The following is a 19,015-nucleotide window of genomic DNA, read 5'->3' on the forward strand; positions in this document are numbered from 1 at the left end:
AAAAATGCTCTATTTATATGTCTGTTTTCTCTATTTTTCAGGTCTTTATATCTTCTATTTTTACACTTCTTGTAAAATGCTAAATAAACAGAAGAAAGCAGCCTACTCATGGCTGCTCAACCGTCTTGTTTTTTATATTATACCATAGCTTCTAAACAAAATCCTTCTTTTTGCTAAAAGGTTATTTTCTGACCGGGCTCAAACTCTAAATAGTGAAGTGGGTCCGTACTTAGCACACGTACAATAGAATAACACCCATGTTCCTCTTCAGAAACCATTAATTCCACACCATTTATATTTACAACTTTTTGACTTTCACATTGTGAATAATCGGCCGGATACACAAGTTGCTCTGGCATAATTGTATATAAAATCATTGTAACATTGTCCCTTCTGCACTACCTTCCGCGCGAACATCTATTAATTCGTTTAATTTTCGAATCGCATTTCCAATACCACCAACATCATCTATAAGACCGTACTTTACTGCATCTCCACCAATTACATTCGTCCCAATATCTCGCGTTAAATTTCCTTTCGCAAACATAAGCTCTTTAAAACGATCCTCTGTTACTTTCGAGTGCTTCGTCACAAAACGAATAACTCTTTCTTGCATCTTATCCAAATACTCAAATGTTTGCGGCACACCTATGACAAGACCTGTTAAACGAATTGGATGAATTGTCATCGTCGCAGTTTCCGCAATAAACGAATAGTCAGTAGAAACAGCAATCGGTACACCGATGGAATGTCCCCCACCTAAAACTAGAGATACTGTTGGTTTTGAAAGTGAAGCTACCATTTCTGAAATTGCTAGTCCAGCTTCAACGTCACCTCCAACCGTATTTAATATTAAAAGCAAACCTTCAATTTTCGGATTTTGTTCAATCGCAACAATTTGCGGAATGATATGCTCGTATTTTGTTGTTTTATTTTGCGGCGGTAATTGAACATGACCTTCCACTTGTCCGATAATCGTTAAACAATGAATACGTGATTCATTCATCTGTGGTACATTTGTCTGTCCAAGCTGTTGAATTTTTTCTACTATTGAAGCCTCTTTTCCAGCTTCTTTTGGCTCAGTTTCTTTTTCTTCATTTGTATATCGATCACGTTCTGTCATTTCGCATCCCCTTTCACTCGTATATAACTATTATTTCTTAAGTTATAAATTTCATTCGATAGGGTTAAAAAGAAAAAAAAGATCACCCATAAGGGTGATCTTTTTTATACTTCCATAATAATCGGTAAAATCATAGGTTTTCTCTTTGTCTCTTCGTACAAGAACTGTCCTAATAATTCACGAATATTTTGTTTTAACATTGACCATTCAATCGAATATTCTTTAATTGACTGCTCAACAATCATACGTACAATCTCTGTAGATCGTTCAATTAACGCTTCTGACTCACGAACATATACGAAACCACGTGAAATGATTTCTGGACCAGAGATAATTTTCTTTTCATCTTTACCAAGCGTTACAACTACTACTAATATTCCATCTTGAGATAACATCTTTCTATCTCGAAGAACGATATTACCAACGTCACCTACACCTAATCCATCAATTAAAACATTACCAGCTTGTACTTTACCGACTAAGTTCGCTTCATCGTCACCAAAAGCAATTACATCGCCTTTTTCTACGATAAAGATATTTTCTCTTGTAATACCTACATCTTCAGCTAAATACGCATGTGCTTTTTGCATACGGAACTCACCATGTACGGGTACAAAGTACTTCGGTTTCATTAAATTTAACATTAATTTTAATTCTTCTTGGCTACCGTGACCTGAAACATGAACTTTTCTTTCGCCGTAATAAACAACTTCAGCTCCAGCTCTAAATAACAAATCAATAATTTTTGATACAGATATTTCATTACCCGGAATTGGCGAAGCAGCAATGATAACAGTATCACCTTTACGAATTGAAATTTGTTTATGTGCTTGTTTTGCCATTCTAGATAGAGCAGCCATCGGTTCACCTTGACTACCTGTCGTTAAAATAGCTACCTTTTTCTCTGGGAAGTTGTCTACTTCTTGTAATGAAATAACCATACCTTCTGGAACATCTAAATAACCAAGACGTCTTGCAATGTCTACTACTTTCACCATACTACGTCCTACTACCGCTACTTTTCGCCCTGTTTCGGCAGCTGCATCAAATACTTGTTGAATACGATGTACATTCGATGCAAATGAAGCAACGATAATACGACCTTCTGCGCCGTAGAACACTTTAGAAATTTCTACACCAACTTCTTTTTCAGAACCTGTATAACCTGGGCGCTCTGCGTTTGTACTATCAGATAATAAGCAAAGTACGCCTTCATTTCCAATTTGAGCCATTTTCCCAAGGTCTGCTCCACTATTTCCAATTGGAGTTTGATCGAATTTAAAGTCTCCTGTATATACGATTGCACCTTTTGATGTATGGAAACAAACACCAACAGAATCTGGAATACTATGTGTCGTTCCAAAGAATGACACCGTTGTAGTATTAAACTCTACTGTTGAATTTGAATCGATTGTTTTTAAGTCTACACGACCTAACATACCCGCTTCGCCAAGTTTTTCTTGTATAAGTCCTACTGTTAATTTCGTTGCATACACTGGAATAGATAATTTACGAAGTACGTAAACAATACCACCAATATGATCTTCATGACCGTGAGTAATAAATAAACCCTTTACTCGCTCTTGGTTTTCCACTAAATATGTAATATCAGGAATAACGATATCAATTCCAAACATTTCATCTCCCGGGAACATTAACCCTGCATCCACAATAAAGATTTCAGAATCAATTTCAACACAGTACATGTTTTTCCCGATTTCACCTACTCCACCAAGAGCAAATACTTTAACAGACTCATTCTCTTTTCTCTTCATGTTGTTGCCTGGTTTAAAAATCTTGCAAACACTGATTTCACTAAAATTGCAGAGACACCAGGGGAAACTCTACAACCACCATATATTCACCGTCCAAGACGAATGTCCTTACCGTTATGCGATATCATGTCCTTGTTTATTTTTTAAACCAGGTTTCACCTCTCTTTCATTATATAAATCAAATATCTTATTCGATATGATATGAAAATTTAATTAAATTATAATTTTTCCCAATTTTGCTAAGCATACCCGTACTAAGCTACTTAGCCATATTATACCTGATAGAAGAAATAGAACACAAGTTAAATCGTGCGAAAGAAAAAGTAAAAGAAAGGAACAGTACTAAAAGTATATGGCTTATTTCCGCTGCTTTTATACTCCATGTTATTTGAAAAAAAAACCCCTAAACACTTTAAATTACTTTCATTTGATGGATTTCCTAGATTTTTTTCTTGAATTGCACAAAAACACTTATAAAATGAAACTTTTTTTATAGATTACGTCATATTTGAGGCAATTCCTCTAAAAACATAACCGAAAGTATTTCCTGTACTAGCAACTACTTTTCAACAAAATTAAAAGTGTAAGATCCTTTTCTTATAAACATTGCATTACATGACAAAAAGCTATGAATTACAAAATCTAATAGAAATTTAATAAGGTTAAATTTTTAGGGGGATTTGACAGTCACTATCGAGGACAAGAGGTTGAAACAAAATTAACGAAAGGACCATATCATACTTTAGCCAGTAGAGAACGCGTAGCGTAATATACTCGTTTTCAACATAAAATGTTTTCTATATAGGGTCATATACAGACGAGAAAGGCGAGCCTAAAATCATTTTACAAAAGATTCACATTAAAACAGATTCAAACATTTTCATATCAATAAAAAAATGACCTAGTTCCACACTAGGTCATTTTTATTAACGAGGAATAGATTGCATTACAGATTGTAACGTTACTCTTTCTTCTTCTGTTAATGGAAGAAGTGGTAAACGTACAGAACCTACATCTAATCCAACCATTTGTAACGCTGTTTTTACTGGAGTTGGACTTGGCGCCATAAATAATGAATCAGTTACTCTTACAAGTAATTGATGTAATTTTTGTGCCTTCTTAAACTCTCCTGCAAGAAATGCTGTAATCATTTCTTGCATTTCGTTTCCGATAACATGAGATGCTACCGAAACGATACCTTTCGCTCCAACTGCCATAGCCGGTAACGTTAAACCGTCATCACCGCTGTATACCGCAAAGTCGTCCGCTGTTTTTTCAATGATTTCTGTCATTGTTAACACATCGCCGCCTGCATCTTTAATAGCAACAATGTTTTCTATTTCTGATAAACGAACAACTGTATCAACGGAGATTTGTACAATAGATCGTCCTGGAACGTTATATAGCATAACCGGAAGTGGCGTACTTTCAGCAATTGCTTTAAAATGCTGATACATTCCTTCTTGACTCGGTTTGTTATAATACGGTGCTACTAGCATTACTGCATCCACACCAACTTCTGTTGCCTTTTTAGTTAAATCAATAGAAGCATGCGTATTATTGCTACCTGTTCCAGCGATTACGGGCACTCTTTTATCGACAACAGATACGACATGGCGATATAACGCTACCTTCTCTTCTGAAGTTAATGTAGGAGATTCTCCTGTCGTTCCTCCTACCACGATTGCTGTTGTACCGTTATCAATTAAATAATTTACCAATTTCGTTGTCTTTGCAAAATCGATATTACCGTTTATATCAAACGGTGTTACCATCGCGGTTGCAATTGTCCCAAAATCTATCATGGTCTCACTCCTTATTGTTCCAGTTGCTTTTCTTTTGAAAGCTCAAACGCACTATGTAATGCATTTACAGCCTCCACTAAATCAGTTTCTTTTACAAGAACCCAAATTGTTGTATGACTATCTGCCGATTGCAGAATTTGAATACCTTTTTCCGCTAAAGCTGTAACGATTTTCGCAGTAACCCCTGGGTATCCTGCCATTCCAGCTCCAACGATAGATACTTTCGCACAATGTTCTGTCACAATTGGCTCATATCCAAGGTTCTTTAATAATTTAACTGCATGACTTGATACATTATCACTCACCGTATATGCTACGCCTGTAGGTGAAATATTAATTAAATCAACACTTATTCCTTCGTTCGCCATCTCTTTAAACACATGTTGTTGCAAATCATATGCCGTTTCTTTTGCAAGCACTTTAATTTGCGTTACGTTTGATACGTGGGCGATACCTGTAACAGGACGTTCTTCTACATCACGACCTCTTGTAGCACCGTCATATGCTGAAATAAGCGTACCTTCACTATCAGAATACGTAGAACGTACACGAAGTGGCACTTTTGCATGCATCGCAATTTCAACTGCACGTGGATGAACGACTTTCGCACCTTGATAAGCCATGTTACAAATTTCGTTATACGTTACAGTTTGAAGATGACGTGCATCTTTTACAATACGAGGATCCGCAGTCATAACACCTTCTACATCAGTGAATATATCGATGTATTCAGCATGAAGTGCAACACCTAATGCTGAAGCTGAAGTATCACTACCTCCGCGTCCAAGTGTTGTCGTATCACCTTTTTTCGTTTGCCCTTGGAATCCTGTAACGACGATTACATCTACATTTTCTAACTCTTCATGTATACGATCGCAATTCATTTCAATAATCTTTGCATTCGTAAAGTCATCATTCGTTACAAAACCAGCTTGTGCACCATTTAATGCTGCTGCTTTTATACCATTCTCATTCAACATATTAGAGAAAACAATTGCAGAGATTAACTCTCCGCACGATAATAATAAATCTTGCTCACGTTTAGAAATAGTAGATTCCTCTTGATTTACAAGACTTAATAACGTATCCGTTGCATATGGTTCACCTTTACGGCCCATAGCAGATACGACAGTAACTACTTTATAACCAGCAGCTAATGATTTTTTTATATGATGAAGCGCATGCTTACGTCCATTGTCATCACGTACTGATGTGCCACCAAATTTTTGAACAATTATTTTCATATTTTGCACCTTCTCTTAGCCGTTTACACTAATTGTAATTTTACTAAGCGCTCTGCAATTTGAACAGAATTCCATGCAGCGCCTTTTAATAAGTTATCAGATACGACCCAAAGATGGAATCCTTTATCGTTATTTAAATCTTTACGGATTCTTCCAACGAATACTTCGTTTTTACCTACTGCAGTAGCTGGCATTGGATATAACTGCTCTTCTGGATTATCTTGCAGAACAATACCTTCCGCATTTGCAAGTAAGCTCTTTAATTCTGCTACTGTTACGCCTTCTTTTTCTACTTCGATGTAAACAGACTCAGAGTGTCCTGATACAACTGGTAAACGTACACATGTTGCCGCTACTTCTAATTCAGGCATATGCATAATTTTTTTCGTTTCGTTAATCATTTTCATTTCTTCAAATGTAAATCCATTATCTTGGAACTTATCAATCTGTGGAATCGCATTAAAAGCAATTGGGAAATGCTTCTTATCACCTGATACAGGAAGAACATTTGCCTTAACTTCTTCGCCATTTAAGATTGCTTGTGATTGTTCATGAAGTTCTTCAATAGCTGCCGCACCAGCACCTGATACAGCTTGATATGTGGAAACGATTACTCGTTTTAAACCATATTGCTGACGAACTGGCTCAAGAGCTACTACCATTTGAATTGTAGAACAGTTTGGATTTGCAATAATGCCATTATGTTCTTTTAAGTCATTTTCATTTACTTCAGGTACAACAAGTGGCACGTTTTCTGTCATACGGAATGCACTTGTATTATCAACAACAATCGCACCGCGTTTTGCTGCTTCTGGCGCTAATTGTTTCGATACAGATCCACCAGCACTAAATAGTGCGATATCTACTCCTTCAAAGCTTTCAGGAGTTGCCTCTTGAACTGTAAATTCTTCGCCTTTAAATACAAGTTTCTTACCTGCAGATCGTTTAGATGAAAGTAACGTTAACTTCCCAATCGGAAATTCTCGTTTCTCTAAAGTATTTAACATTTGTTCACCAACTGCGCCGGTTGCTCCAACTACAGCGACATGAAAAGTTTTTTGCTTTTCCATCACTATGCCCCTTTCTAGATACCAATCCTTCTATAACTTAGAATCAGAAGGAGTATACAATACCCCTTCTAATCTTAATAACGTTAATTTTATCATATTCTACAGTAAGAATGATGGTTTCATCAAAAATTGTCCGTTTTTTTTCGTTTTTTAATTCATATATCTGAATTTTTCTACGACCACCGGTTGCAATTGATTTCCTTGCAGTGCTTCTAATACTGTGTCTTCCAGCAGCTCCATGCGAGCTACCATTGAGTTCGGTTTTTTCTCTGGTGCATCTTGACCGAATGGAACGAAGTAGATGTTTTTTGTTGCCATTAGGCGCATGAGATTTACCCCATTTAATCCTAATGCATCATTCGTCGAAACCGCCAATACGACAGGCTTGCCATTTCTTAACGTCGCTTTTGCTGCCATTAGTACTGGAGAGTCTGTCATTGCATTTGCAAATTTACTCATAGAATTTCCTGTTAAAGGAGCGATTACCATGCAGTCTAATGGAATTTTAGGTCCAAGTGGCTCTGCTCCAACAATTGAATTAATTGCTTTAAAACCTGTTATTTCTTCAATTTTCTTAATCCACTCTGCTCCTTCTCCAAATCTAGTATTTGTTGATTGAACAGTGTATGAAACAACGGGACGTACTTCTGCCCCTTCAGCAATTAATTTTTCTAAGTGCGGCATAACTTCCTCATACGTACAATGTGAACCCGTAAATCCGAAACCAATTCGTTTCCCCTTCAAACTCATTTCTTTTCCTCCTCCTTTGCAATTGCATCTGCTGCTAATAACTGAGAAAGAACATTTGCTAAAATTTGCCCAGCCGTTTTGGGAGCAACAATACCTGGTAATCCAGGTGCTAGCAACGCTTTGACTCCTCTTTTTTCCGCATATCTAAAGTCAGTACCGCCTGGTTTAGAAGCTAAATCAATCACTAACGTATGAGCTGGCATTTTTGCAATAACATTCGCTGTTACAACGAGGTGCGGAATTGTATTGATTACAATATCGATATTTCCTACTTCTTTCTCTATGTCTTGCATATGAAAAGGAGAAAACATCATTTCTGTAATACGTGCAATATGTTCAGATCGTCTTGCTCCAACTTTGACATGGGCTCCTAATGATTGAAATGCTCTCGCAACACTCATTCCTGTTCTACCAAATCCTAGAACCATTACATTGGACCCATGAATTGTATAGTCGGTATGTTGAATTACCATCATTAATGTACCTTCTACAGTTGGAATAGAATTGTATATTGCCACATCATCACGATCAAATAATTTAACAAGTTTTCGGTTCGTAGTAGATACGAGATTTTCCAAGTAAGGTGTACCAATACCCGAATATATAGTAAAGTGTTCTGGTGTATTTTCAATTTGTTCTTTCGTTATTGAAACTTTTTCATTTGAAAAAATAGTATCTACTTCTCCTTTGGCATTTGTACCTGCAACCGGCAAAATAATTGCGTCTACAGAAGTGAAATCTAAATTTTGTATACTTTCTTTTGCTGCCCCTGTGAAACCATGATCTAACTGATCAAACCCTATCAAAGAAAGTTTCGCATCCAATTCAACTAGCTTACGAATTACTTCTAGCTGCCTTGCATCTCCTCCTATGACAGCAATATGCATCTCAGTCAACATTCCCTAATTCACCTTCTTTTTCTGTCATTTATAAGAAAAGTGCCTACTTTTTCTTTTTCCTCCACATCATATGTAATGTACGAGTTTATGGTGATTGAAAATCCAAATGCACATATGATTTATCAGGTTTCTATGTAGATACAAAAAAAGATGACCAAAATGGCCATCCTTCACTCCGAATTTGAACGATCTATACTATCACAAAGAAGCATATCATGTCCGACTTTCTTTATTTGACTCCATGCCACCCTTACTTCTTGTGGTTCCTTTTTAAAACCTCCCCACTTCCCTACAGGTATTATAAGTGTTTGTATTTGTCCGTCTTTCTCATTAATCTCTAAATCCATATAACCTAAGACTCCCATTTTTTCCGCTTTTTCTATATCTACAACCTCTTTACCACTTAATTCACTTAATCGCATACATACTCCACTCCCACTACTGAATTTTTCATTTGCATTGTCTATAATTAGTACCTATTCTATATGTATAAAAAAAATAACCTTCTCTCATTTAAAAAGAGAGAAGGTTATTATCAGATACATCATAAAAATCGATTATAGTTTTATTCCTTTTGGAAGTTTTCCATCTGGACTAATAAGTGCCGCAGAGAATTCATCAGTAAACATGTTGCGAATTAATCCGTCCACATTTTCTTTTGTTACAGTGTTTACACTTTCAATAATCTCATCAAGTGAACGATGTTTACGAAGAAGCAATTCATTTTTACCGTTACGGCTCATACGGCTATTTGTACTTTCTAAACTTAACATTAAGTTTCCTTTTAACTGCTCTTTACTATTCATAAGCTCTTTTTCTGTAATACCTGTATTTTTCAATGTCTCTAATGTTTCTTGCATTGTTTCATACAGTGTATCTAATTGTTGGCTACCTGTTCCACCGTAAAGTGTTAACATACCTGTATCTTCATAAGAAGAGTGGTAAGAAAATACCGAGTAAGCTAATCCACGTTGCTCACGTACTTCTTGGAATAAACGGCTACTCATGCTACCGCCTAAAACATTATTTAATACAATTAAGTTATAAATATCTTCGTGTCCCATTTGTAAACCTTTATATCCTAGACATAAATGAGCTTGTTCCGTTTCCTTTTTACGGGCTACCTTATTAAAATGGAAAATTGGGCTATGTACTTGTTCACGGTTTGTTGTTCCTTCATAACTACCGAAATATTGCTCCACTGTTTGTAAAAATGCTTCATCAATATTTCCTGCAACTGATACAACTACATTTTCAGGTGTGTAATGATCTTTTATATATTGACGTAACGTATCACCTGTAAACGTATTAAGCGTTTCTTCTGTTCCTAAAATAGGATATCCAAGTGGATGCGTTTCATATGTTGCTTTCGTTAACATATCATGCACAATATCATCTGGCGCATCTTCGTACATTTTAATTTCTTCACATACGACATTCTTCTCTTTTTTCAGTTCTTCCTCATCAAATGTTGAATTAAAGAACATATCTGCTAAAACATCTAAAGCATATTTAGCATGCTCATCTAATACTTTTGCATAGTAACAAGTATATTCTTTTGAAGTAAATGCATTCACTTGACCACCAATGCTATCAAATGATTCTGCAATCTCTCGTGCACTACGTGTCTCTGTCCCTTTAAAGAACATATGCTCTAAAAAGTGAGAAATCCCATTATTTTTTTCATTTTCATTTCTTGATCCCGCATGGATCCAAATACCAATTGCAACCGATCTTACAGTTGGTATATTCTCCATAACTATTCTTACACCATTTTTACAAGTATATTTTTTAATCAAAAACTTTCCTCCTACTGCCAGTTTCTCTAAATAAAACGCTATTATTTAATGATAACAAGTTTAAGGATGAATGTCATGCAAATGTATTTAATCCACACGTTTTTCATCCAGTAATTCAGTTATATTCCCCACTTTATATCCTTGTTCCTTCAATTTTGTAATCATTATATCTAAAGCCTCTGCTGTAGACGAAGTAGGATGCATTAATATGATAGCACCTGGATGTATTTTTCTCATTACTCTCTGCAATAGTACATCTGGCTCAGGTCGCTGCCAATCAATCGTATCTACAGTCCACATAATCGTTCCCATTTGAAAATCATCTGCAATCTTTACGACTTCATCTCGAAAGCTTCCACTCGGCGGGGCAAACCATCTTACTTTTTGATTCGTTGCTACTTCTATCATTCGATTTGTTTTTTGTAACTGATCTCGTATTTCATCTGAGGATAACGTTTTCATATTAGGGTGTGTGTATGAGTGATTTCCAACTTCTTGTTTTGCATCGACAATCATTTTTGCAAACCGCAAATTTTCTTTCACCCAACGTCCTTCTAAAAAGAAAGTGGCCTTCACATCATGCTTTTTCAAGATTTCTAATATGCGAGGCAAATACTCATTTCCCCATGCCACATTTATTGTTAATCCTACCATCTTTTTATTTGGATGCCCTCTATAAATTGGAGCTGGTGATAAATCTTCCAAATGAACACTCGGTGAGACTTCTTTGAATTCAAGATATTTTTGATCAAATTCCTTTAGCTTCTTCATATTATTATACGATGCTTCAATATCCACTTGTCTTCCATTATATCCAGGTGTTGCCTTCCATATTTTATCAATCATCGCATTTTGAGGTGCAATCTCATACTGTTTTGCATGCTTTTGAATTTCTTCATGCAAGTTATCTTGTGCAAAAACAGAATAAGAGCCTAAACTGACATATAAAGAAAATATACATATGTATGCCAATATACGAACTTTCATATAAACCCTCCCAAATTAACTATATAAAAACATTTTCTTCTTATCTTTGTTAATTTGAGCGTTATAATGAAAACTATACCTATACCGACATAAAAATATATGAACATCATGTTTTTTACATAACAAAAAAAGCCAGTTTAACTGGCTTTTACTTATTGCTGCTCTTGTTTGTCTTCTTCTTTAGCAGCTTCTTTTTCTTGCTCTTCTTTTAGCAATACTTTTCTAGATAGATTTACGCGACCTTGCTTGTCAATCTCGATAACTTTAACTGTAATTACATCACCGATTTTCACAACGTCTTCTACTTTACCTACACGCTCAAGTGCAAGTTCAGAAATATGAACTAATCCATCTTTACCGCTGAATAATTCAACGAAAGCACCGAATTTCTCAACACGTTTCACTTTTCCTTCGTAGATCTCACCTACTTGTACTTCGCGAACGATATCTTCGATAATCTTCTTAGCTTTGTCGTTCATTTCTTGATTTATTGATGAAATGAATACTGTACCATCTTGCTCGATGTCAATTTTAACACCAGTTTCTTCAATAATTTTATTGATTTGTTTACCGCTTGGTCCAATAACGTCACGGATTTTATCTGGGTTAATTGTCATTGTAATAATCTTTGGAGCGTAAGCTGATAATTCAGTACGTGGCTCTGCAATAACAGATAACATATGATTTAGAATGTGCACACGACCAATTTTCGCTTGTTGTAATGCCTCTTCTAAAATCTCACGTGATAAACCATCGATTTTAATGTCCATTTGCAGTGCAGTTACACCTTGTGCTGTACCTGCTACTTTAAAGTCCATATCACCTAAATGATCTTCCATACCTTGAATATCAGATAAAATTGTGTAATGCTCACCAGATTTAACCAGACCCATTGCAATACCTGCAACTGGAGCTTTAAGTGGAACACCCGCATCCATCATTGCTAAAGTACTACCACAAATACTTGCTTGTGAAGTAGAACCATTTGATTCTAATACTTCAGATACAAGGCGTACTGTGTATGGGAAATCTTTTTCAGATGGAATTACAGGCTCAAGTGCGCGCTCTCCTAGTGCCCCGTGACCAATTTCACGACGACCTGGTCCACGCATCGGTCTTGTTTCACCAACACTAAATGATGGGAAATTGTAATGGTGCATAAAGCGTTTTGATTCTTCTACACCAAGACCATCTAAAATTTGCACATCGCCTAATGCACCTAATGTACAAATACTTAATGCTTGTGTTTGTCCACGTGTGAATAAACCAGAACCGTGTGTACGAGATAAAATACCAACCTCTGATGCTAAAGGACGGATTTCGTCACCTTTACGGCCATCTGGGCGAATTTTTTCAACTGTAATAAGACGACGTACTTCTTCTTTTACAATTTTATATAAAATCTCATTTACTTGTCCTAATGTATCAGCGTCAGCTTCTTCAGCTTCGTAATGCTCAATTACACGCTTTTTCACTTCGTTAATTGCATCTTCACGTGCATGTTTCTCATGTACTTGAATTGCAGAATGCATATCCTTCTCAGCCATTTCACGTACAGCTTGATTAAGATCAGCGTCAACTTCATAAAGTTTCACTTCTGATTTCTCTTTACCTACAGCTTGTACAATCTCTTCTTGGAATGCAATTAAACGTTTAATTTCGTCATGACCAAACATAATTGCTTCTAACATTGTTTCTTCAGGCACTTGATCTGCTCCTGCTTCAACCATGTTAATCGCATCTTTCGTACCAGCTACAACTAAGTGGATATCACTTTGTTCTTGCTGTTCTACTGTTGGATTAATAACGAATTCGCCATTAATACGACCAACTGTCGCACCAGCGATTGGACCTTCAAATGGAATATCTGAAATCGATAACGCTAATGAAGAACCAAGCATAGCTGCCATTTCAGAAGAACAATCTTGATCAACACTCATTACAATGCTGACAACTTGCACTTCGTTACGGAAACCATCTGCGAATAGCGGACGAATTGGACGGTCGATTAAACGACTTGCCAAAATTGCTTTTTCACTTGGACGACCTTCACGCTTAATAAAACCGCCAGGAATTTTTCCGACTGCATATAAACGCTCTTCATAGTTTACTGTAAGTGGGAAAAAATCTACATTTTTAGCTTCTTTTGATGCAGTTGCTGTAGATAGAACCGCTGTATCGCCATATCTTACTAATACTGCTCCGTTCGCTTGTTTGGCAAGCTGACCAGTTTCAACTGTTAGCTGGCGACCAGCTAAATCTATCGAGAAGACTTGCTTTTCTTGACTCATTTAAGTACCCCTCTCAATTTAAAGTATTCAATTCTTCTATGTAAATGGATAGTATATCACAATATTCTACCTCTAGTATTGCCTAAAATTAAGTAAGCTATAAAGCGTAGAAGATATATTTTTACCTAACAAAAAAGCGGGAATATTCCCGCTTCTTTGACTATCGACGTAAGCCAAGCTTTGTGATTAATTCACGGTAACGTGTGATATCGCTATTACGAAGGTAAGTTAGTAAGTTACGACGTTTACCAACCATCTTTAATAGACCACGACGTGAATGATGATCTTTCTTGTGAGTACGTAAGTGCTCGTTTAGAGTGTTAATTTGCTCCGTTAGGACAGCAATTTGAACCTCTGGAGAACCAGTATCAGTCTCATGAGTTCTAAATTGTGCAATGATTTCGTTTTTACGCTCTTGTGTTAAAGCCATCCTATTTCACCTCCTATTAATTAAACCCCCAATTACCTAGCAAGCGTCGGTGAGTCGCAATGCCAAGCAATGGTTGTCATAAAGTACATAACATAGAATACTACTTTTCATTTGAAAAAGCAAGTATATTCTTTTCGCTCGCAAAATATTCTTGTGCTGTTTTCTTATCTTTTGCGATTTGTTCAACTAACTCATCAATGCCATTGAATTTCTTCTCTTCTCTTATACGCATATGCCACTCTACTGTAACATTTTGGTCGTATATATCTTTGTTAAATTCAAATAAGTGCACTTCAATTGATAATTGACGCTCATCTTCTTTAAAAGTCGGTTTATATCCAATATTACATACACCATCGTACCATTCATCGTGAACTTTTAATCTCACTGCATAAACACCTACAGGTGGCAATAAATACTCATCACTTAAACCTACATTAGCTGTTGGAAAACCAATTTGGCGTCCACGTTTGTCGCCGTGTATAACTGTTCCCGCTACAGTATAGGCTCTACCTAAAATAGATGGAATTTGTTCCATTTCGCCATTTCGAATTAACTTTCGTAATGCTGTAGAACTTACTTTCTCTTCTTGAAATTCAACTTTTTCAATCACAGTCTGTGTAAACTCCCCTCTTGCATGAAATGGTAAAGTCTCCATCTTTCCTTTTCCTAAACGTCCATATGAATAATCAAACCCTGCTACTACATGCTTTACATTTAAACCAATAATATAATCATCTACAAATTGTTGCGGTAATAACCCTGCAAATGATTCATCAAATTTAATCACATATAATATATCGATTCCTAAGCTTTCGACTATTTTTTCTTTATCACGCATTGGTGTAATATACTCCACATGCGCATCCTTTTTCCCTAAAACAACAGATGGGTGGGGATGAAATGTCATAACTGCACTTTTATATCCTCTGTCGTCCGCTATTTTTTTCGCAGTTCGAATTACACATTGATGTCCTAAATGAATGCCATCAAAAAATCCTAATGCCATTACAGTAGGTGGTAATTCTAATTTATTTTGTTCATGTGGATGAGTTAAATGAATAAGTTTCACGCTTGAATTCACCTTTTTCTGTAATAATCCTTCCAATAATTCATTATAGCTTTAGTTCTTGATTATTCACAAGTACTTTCATCGGCTTTAACATGCCAGGATGTTTCGGATGATGTTCATAAATTGCTAAGCAACGATCATTTTTATCAAACACTGTAATAAATGGTGCCGTTATTTCTAATTCATTCTTTAAGAACATACCATTCTTAATTTTCTCTGCTTGCTTTTCATCTACAACCATTTTTGGAAACTTACTTAATGCTTCATCAATTGAAATGAAGATAGACTCTACTGTTCCATTTTGCACGTTTTCTTCAATTTCTTCAAATGATATGCAATCTTCTAATAAAAATTCACCAGATGCCGTTCTTACAAGGTGAGACATATGTGATGGGAAACCAAGTTTCTCCCCAATCATTACCGCTAACGTTCTTACATATGTTCCTTTACTACACGTTACACGGAAACGGAATGAAATATTTTCTCCTTCAAAAACTTCACGATCATCAAGTAATACGAACTCATGAATCGTAATTGTACGAACTGGACGTTCCACCTCTTGTCCTGCTCTTGCATATTCGTATAATTTTTTCCCGTTTACTTTTACAGCCGAGAACATTGGTGGCTTTTGTTCAATCGTGCCTATTAATTCAGCAAGAACTTTTTCTATTTCCTTACGAGTAATAGCACGATCTATATTTTTCGTTTCAACAACCTCACCAGAAGCATCTTCAGTTGTCGTTGAAAATCCTAATGTTACTTCACCTTCATATGTTTTCGTTTCACTTGTTAAAAATTGTGCAATTTTTGTTGCTCTTCCGACGCAAATTGGTAATACTCCTGTTACATCTGGGTCTAATGTTCCCGTATGACCAATTCTCTTTTCTCTCAATACCTTTCTTAATTTAAATACACAATCATGTGATGTCATGCCTTTTGGCTTATGTAATAATACTACACCTTCCATATATGTTCACCTCATCATAATTCTTTCGTAGTAAATATCCAAAACTTATTTTGCATTGAAAAAATGGATAGACAAATGTCTATCCATTATTCTTCACGTTTACCGTCTTTATTAATTTCATGTAAAAGTGTATCAATTCGATGACCATATCCGATAGACTCATCAAACTCAAAGGTAATTTCCGGTGTTTTACGAAGACGAATACGTTGGCCAATTTCTGAACGAATAAAGCCTTTTGCCTTCGCTAAACCTTTTAACGTATTTTCTTTCTGTTCTTCGTCACCTAAAACAGAAATATATACTTTGGCAATTTGTAAATCACCACTCACTTGTACATCTGTTACTGTAACAAATCCGATACGTGGGTCTTTAATTTTACGACTAATGATGTCGCCTAATTCTTTTTTCATTTGCTCGCCTACACGGTTTGCACGTAATTTCATAACTCTTCACCTCATTCAATACCATTCCAATTGTGTTATCGTACGTTCAATTTCAGGAAATGAATCGATGTACTCCAGTACACGATTCATTTCTTTTTCACAGATAACACGATTTGAGGATACGGAAACAATCGCAATTTCTGTACGTTGCCATACATCTTGATGCCCAACTTCAGAAACAGCTACATTATAGCGCTGTTTCACACGAGTTAGCACTCGTTGCAAAATTGCCCGTTTCTCTTTTAAAGAATGTACATCGTAAATCATACACTCGAATGAGAGTGAAGCGACAATCATCGCTTCACTTCTTCCATAACGTATGCTTCAATGATGTCCCCTTCTTTAAGGTCATTATATCTCTCAATTGTAATACCACACTCATAGTTTTGTGCAACTTCTTTTACGTCGTCTTTGAAACGTTTTAACGTATCAAGTTGTCCTTCGAAAATTACTATACCATCGCGGATAATACGAACGCCACTATCGCGTGTAATTTTACCGTCAATTACGTAACAACCTGCAATTGTTCCAACTTTTGTTACCTTGAATGTTTGACGAACTTCCGCTTGACCGATTACTTTTTCTTCGAATTCTGGATCAAGCATACCTTGCATTGCTAATTCAATTTCTTCGATTACTTTGTAGATAATGCGGTGTAAGCGAACATCAACGTTCTCTAATTCAGCTGTACGCTTCGCGTTCACATCCGGACGTACGTTAAATCCAATTACAATTGCATTAGATGCAGAAGCTAAAATAATATCAGATTCTGTAATCGCACCTACACCAGTGTGAATGATTTTAACTTTTACGCCTTCAACATCAATTTTACGAAGTGATGCTGCCATCGCTTCAACAGAACCTTGTACGTCTGCTTTTACGATTAAGTTGATTTCTTTTACATCGCTCTCTTGGATTTGTTGGAATAAATCTTCAAGGCTTAATTTAGATTTCTCACCACGTTGTGCAACTAACGCTTCTTGTGCACGTGATTCACCGATTTGACGAGCTTTCTTCTCATCAGCGAATGCCATGAAACGATCTCCAGCCTGTGGTACTTCATTTAAACCTGTAATTTCAACAGGAGTTGATGGACCAGCAACTTTTACACGACGACCAATATCACTTACCATTGCACGAACACGTCCGAATGAAGTTCCAACAACAATTGGATCTCCAACTCGAAGCGTACCGTTTTGAACTAATAATGTCGCGATAGTTCCTTTACCTTTATCAAGCTGTGCTTCAATTACAGTACCCGTTGCATAACGATTTGGGTTTGCTTTATATTCTTCTACTTCACTTACAAGAAGAATCATCTCTAGCAAGTTGTCAATGCCTTCGCCTTGAATTGCAGAAATTGGTACGAAAATTGTGTCTCCGCCCCAAGCTTCTGGAACTAATTCATATTCTGTTAATTCTTGCATTACACGATCAGGATTCGCCGCTGGTTTATCCATTTTATTCACAGCAACAATAATTGGTACTCCAGCTGCTTTTGCATGGCTAATCGCTTCAACTGTTTGTGGCATAACACCGTCATCAGCTGCAACAACAAGGATTGTAATATCAGTTACTTGCGCACCACGAGCACGCATTGTTGTAAATGCCGCGTGACCAGGCGTATCTAAGAATGTAATTTTCTTATCATTTACTTCAACTTGGTATGCACCAATATGCTGAGTAATTCCACCAGCTTCGCCAGCAGTTACTTTTGAATTACGAATAGAGTCAAGTAATGTTGTTTTACCATGGTCAACGTGTCCCATAATCGTAACAACAGCTGGACGCTCTTTTAAGTTTTCTTCATCATCTTGCTCATCCATGAATGTTTCAAACTCAGTTTCACTTACCACTATTTCTTCTTCTACTTCAATACCGTAATCAGTAGCGATTAACTCAATTGTATCTTTATCTAAATCTTGGTTAATTGTCGCCATAATTCCTAGCATGAAGAGCTTTTTAATAATTTCAGATGGCTCTTTGCTTAACTTTTTAGCAAGTTCACCTACTGTAAGGCTTCCAGAGAAAGTAATTTTATCTGGTGTTTCTACTATTTGTGTTTGTTGTCTTCCAGCAAAGTTATCTTGACGTTTGTCTTCATTTCCTTTGCCTTTTTTCTTTTTCTTATTGCTGTTCTTTTTACTGCGAACAACTTTCTCTTCTACTTCAAACTCATCTGCAACAGAAGGTTTTTCCGCTCCAGTGTTATATTCATTATCTAATTTATTTACTACTTCGTCTTCTAACATTGTCATATGATTCGAAACCTCGATATTCATCTCTTTAAGTTTTGTCATAAGATCTTTACTTGAGATATTATTTTTTTTTGCATATTCATGTACTCGAATTTTACTCAT

General features: G+C 36.2%; 18 protein-coding genes. All 18 read right to left on the reverse strand.

The window, feature by feature from the left end; all coding sequences use genetic code 11:
- Positions 1 to 173: 173 nt before the first annotated feature.
- A complete protein-coding gene (locus NZ044_RS18650; protein WP_000605020.1) occupies positions 174 to 377 on the reverse strand; it encodes a YlzJ-like family protein in 204 nt (67 codons plus the stop codon).
- Positions 374 to 1,123 (reverse strand): translocation-enhancing protein TepA, encoded by a 750-nt coding sequence (tepA, locus tag NZ044_RS18655; protein WP_000139825.1) that lies wholly within the window; start codon positions 1,121 to 1,123, stop codon positions 374 to 376. The genes NZ044_RS18650 and tepA overlap by 4 nt, the downstream gene beginning before the upstream one ends.
- A gap of 104 nt (positions 1,124 to 1,227) precedes the next feature.
- A complete protein-coding gene (locus tag NZ044_RS18660; protein ID WP_000823089.1) occupies positions 1,228 to 2,898 on the reverse strand; it encodes a ribonuclease J in 1,671 nt (556 codons plus the stop codon).
- 926 nt (positions 2,899 to 3,824) lie between these two features.
- Positions 3,825 to 4,703, reverse strand: a complete 879-nt coding sequence (gene dapA / locus NZ044_RS18665) for a 4-hydroxy-tetrahydrodipicolinate synthase (RefSeq protein ID WP_000564762.1) — start codon at positions 4,701 to 4,703, stop codon at positions 3,825 to 3,827.
- Between the two features lie 11 nt (positions 4,704 to 4,714).
- Complete coding sequence (gene dapG / locus NZ044_RS18670; protein ID WP_000692450.1) at positions 4,715 to 5,947, reverse strand: aspartate kinase; 1,233 nt, start codon at positions 5,945 to 5,947, stop codon at positions 4,715 to 4,717.
- 23 nt (positions 5,948 to 5,970) lie between these two features.
- A complete protein-coding gene (gene asd / locus NZ044_RS18675; protein WP_000414846.1) occupies positions 5,971 to 7,017 on the reverse strand; it encodes an aspartate-semialdehyde dehydrogenase in 1,047 nt (348 codons plus the stop codon).
- A gap of 150 nt (positions 7,018 to 7,167) precedes the next feature.
- Positions 7,168 to 7,767, reverse strand: a complete 600-nt coding sequence (gene dpaB / locus NZ044_RS18680) for a dipicolinate synthase subunit B (protein WP_098505700.1) — start codon at positions 7,765 to 7,767, stop codon at positions 7,168 to 7,170.
- Positions 7,764 to 8,666, reverse strand: a complete 903-nt coding sequence (gene dpaA, locus NZ044_RS18685; RefSeq protein WP_000954735.1) for a dipicolinic acid synthetase subunit A — start codon at positions 8,664 to 8,666, stop codon at positions 7,764 to 7,766. The genes dpaB and dpaA overlap by 4 nt, the downstream gene beginning before the upstream one ends.
- Before the next feature lie 170 nt (positions 8,667 to 8,836).
- Positions 8,837 to 9,088: a YlmC/YmxH family sporulation protein gene (locus NZ044_RS18690; RefSeq protein ID WP_001239759.1), complete on the reverse strand. Its 252-nt coding sequence runs from the start codon at positions 9,086 to 9,088 to the stop codon at positions 8,837 to 8,839.
- 135 nt (positions 9,089 to 9,223) lie between these two features.
- Positions 9,224 to 10,465, reverse strand: coding sequence for a M16 family metallopeptidase (locus tag NZ044_RS18695; RefSeq protein ID WP_000593001.1), 1,242 nt, complete (start codon positions 10,463 to 10,465; stop codon positions 9,224 to 9,226).
- Between the two features lie 87 nt (positions 10,466 to 10,552).
- Complete coding sequence (locus NZ044_RS18700) at positions 10,553 to 11,452, reverse strand: polysaccharide deacetylase family protein (RefSeq protein WP_000868223.1); 900 nt, start codon at positions 11,450 to 11,452, stop codon at positions 10,553 to 10,555.
- A 152-nt stretch (positions 11,453 to 11,604) separates the two neighbouring features.
- The gene (pnp, locus tag NZ044_RS18705; RefSeq protein WP_000076744.1) at positions 11,605 to 13,743 is read right to left on the reverse strand and encodes a polyribonucleotide nucleotidyltransferase; all 2,139 of its coding nucleotides are present in this window, start codon (positions 13,741 to 13,743) and stop codon (positions 11,605 to 11,607) included.
- Between the two features lie 160 nt (positions 13,744 to 13,903).
- The gene (rpsO, locus tag NZ044_RS18710) at positions 13,904 to 14,173 is read right to left on the reverse strand and encodes a 30S ribosomal protein S15 (RefSeq protein ID WP_001229392.1); all 270 of its coding nucleotides are present in this window, start codon (positions 14,171 to 14,173) and stop codon (positions 13,904 to 13,906) included.
- 100 nt (positions 14,174 to 14,273) lie between these two features.
- Complete coding sequence (gene ribF / locus NZ044_RS18715; RefSeq protein ID WP_000766703.1) at positions 14,274 to 15,245, reverse strand: bifunctional riboflavin kinase/FAD synthetase; 972 nt, start codon at positions 15,243 to 15,245, stop codon at positions 14,274 to 14,276.
- A 43-nt stretch (positions 15,246 to 15,288) separates the two neighbouring features.
- Entirely contained in the window at positions 15,289 to 16,212 is a 924-nt protein-coding gene (truB, locus tag NZ044_RS18720; RefSeq protein WP_098505699.1) for a tRNA pseudouridine(55) synthase TruB, read from the reverse strand.
- Positions 16,213 to 16,298: 86 nt separating this feature from the next.
- Complete coding sequence (rbfA, locus tag NZ044_RS18725; protein WP_000776437.1) at positions 16,299 to 16,655, reverse strand: 30S ribosome-binding factor RbfA; 357 nt, start codon at positions 16,653 to 16,655, stop codon at positions 16,299 to 16,301.
- Positions 16,656 to 16,670: 15 nt separating this feature from the next.
- Entirely contained in the window at positions 16,671 to 16,952 is a 282-nt protein-coding gene (locus tag NZ044_RS18730; protein WP_000634349.1) for a DUF503 domain-containing protein, read from the reverse strand.
- Positions 16,949 to 19,015 carry a translation initiation factor IF-2 gene (gene infB, locus NZ044_RS18735; RefSeq protein ID WP_000036346.1) on the reverse strand — a complete coding sequence of 689 codons (2,067 nt, stop codon included), beginning with the start codon at positions 19,013 to 19,015 and terminating at the stop codon, positions 16,949 to 16,951. Before infB ends, NZ044_RS18730 begins: the two co-directional genes overlap by 4 nt.

This window comes from Bacillus sp. FSL K6-1338 (assembly GCF_038006965.1).
Taxonomy (GTDB): domain Bacteria; phylum Bacillota; class Bacilli; order Bacillales; family Bacillaceae_G; genus Bacillus_A; species Bacillus_A thuringiensis_S.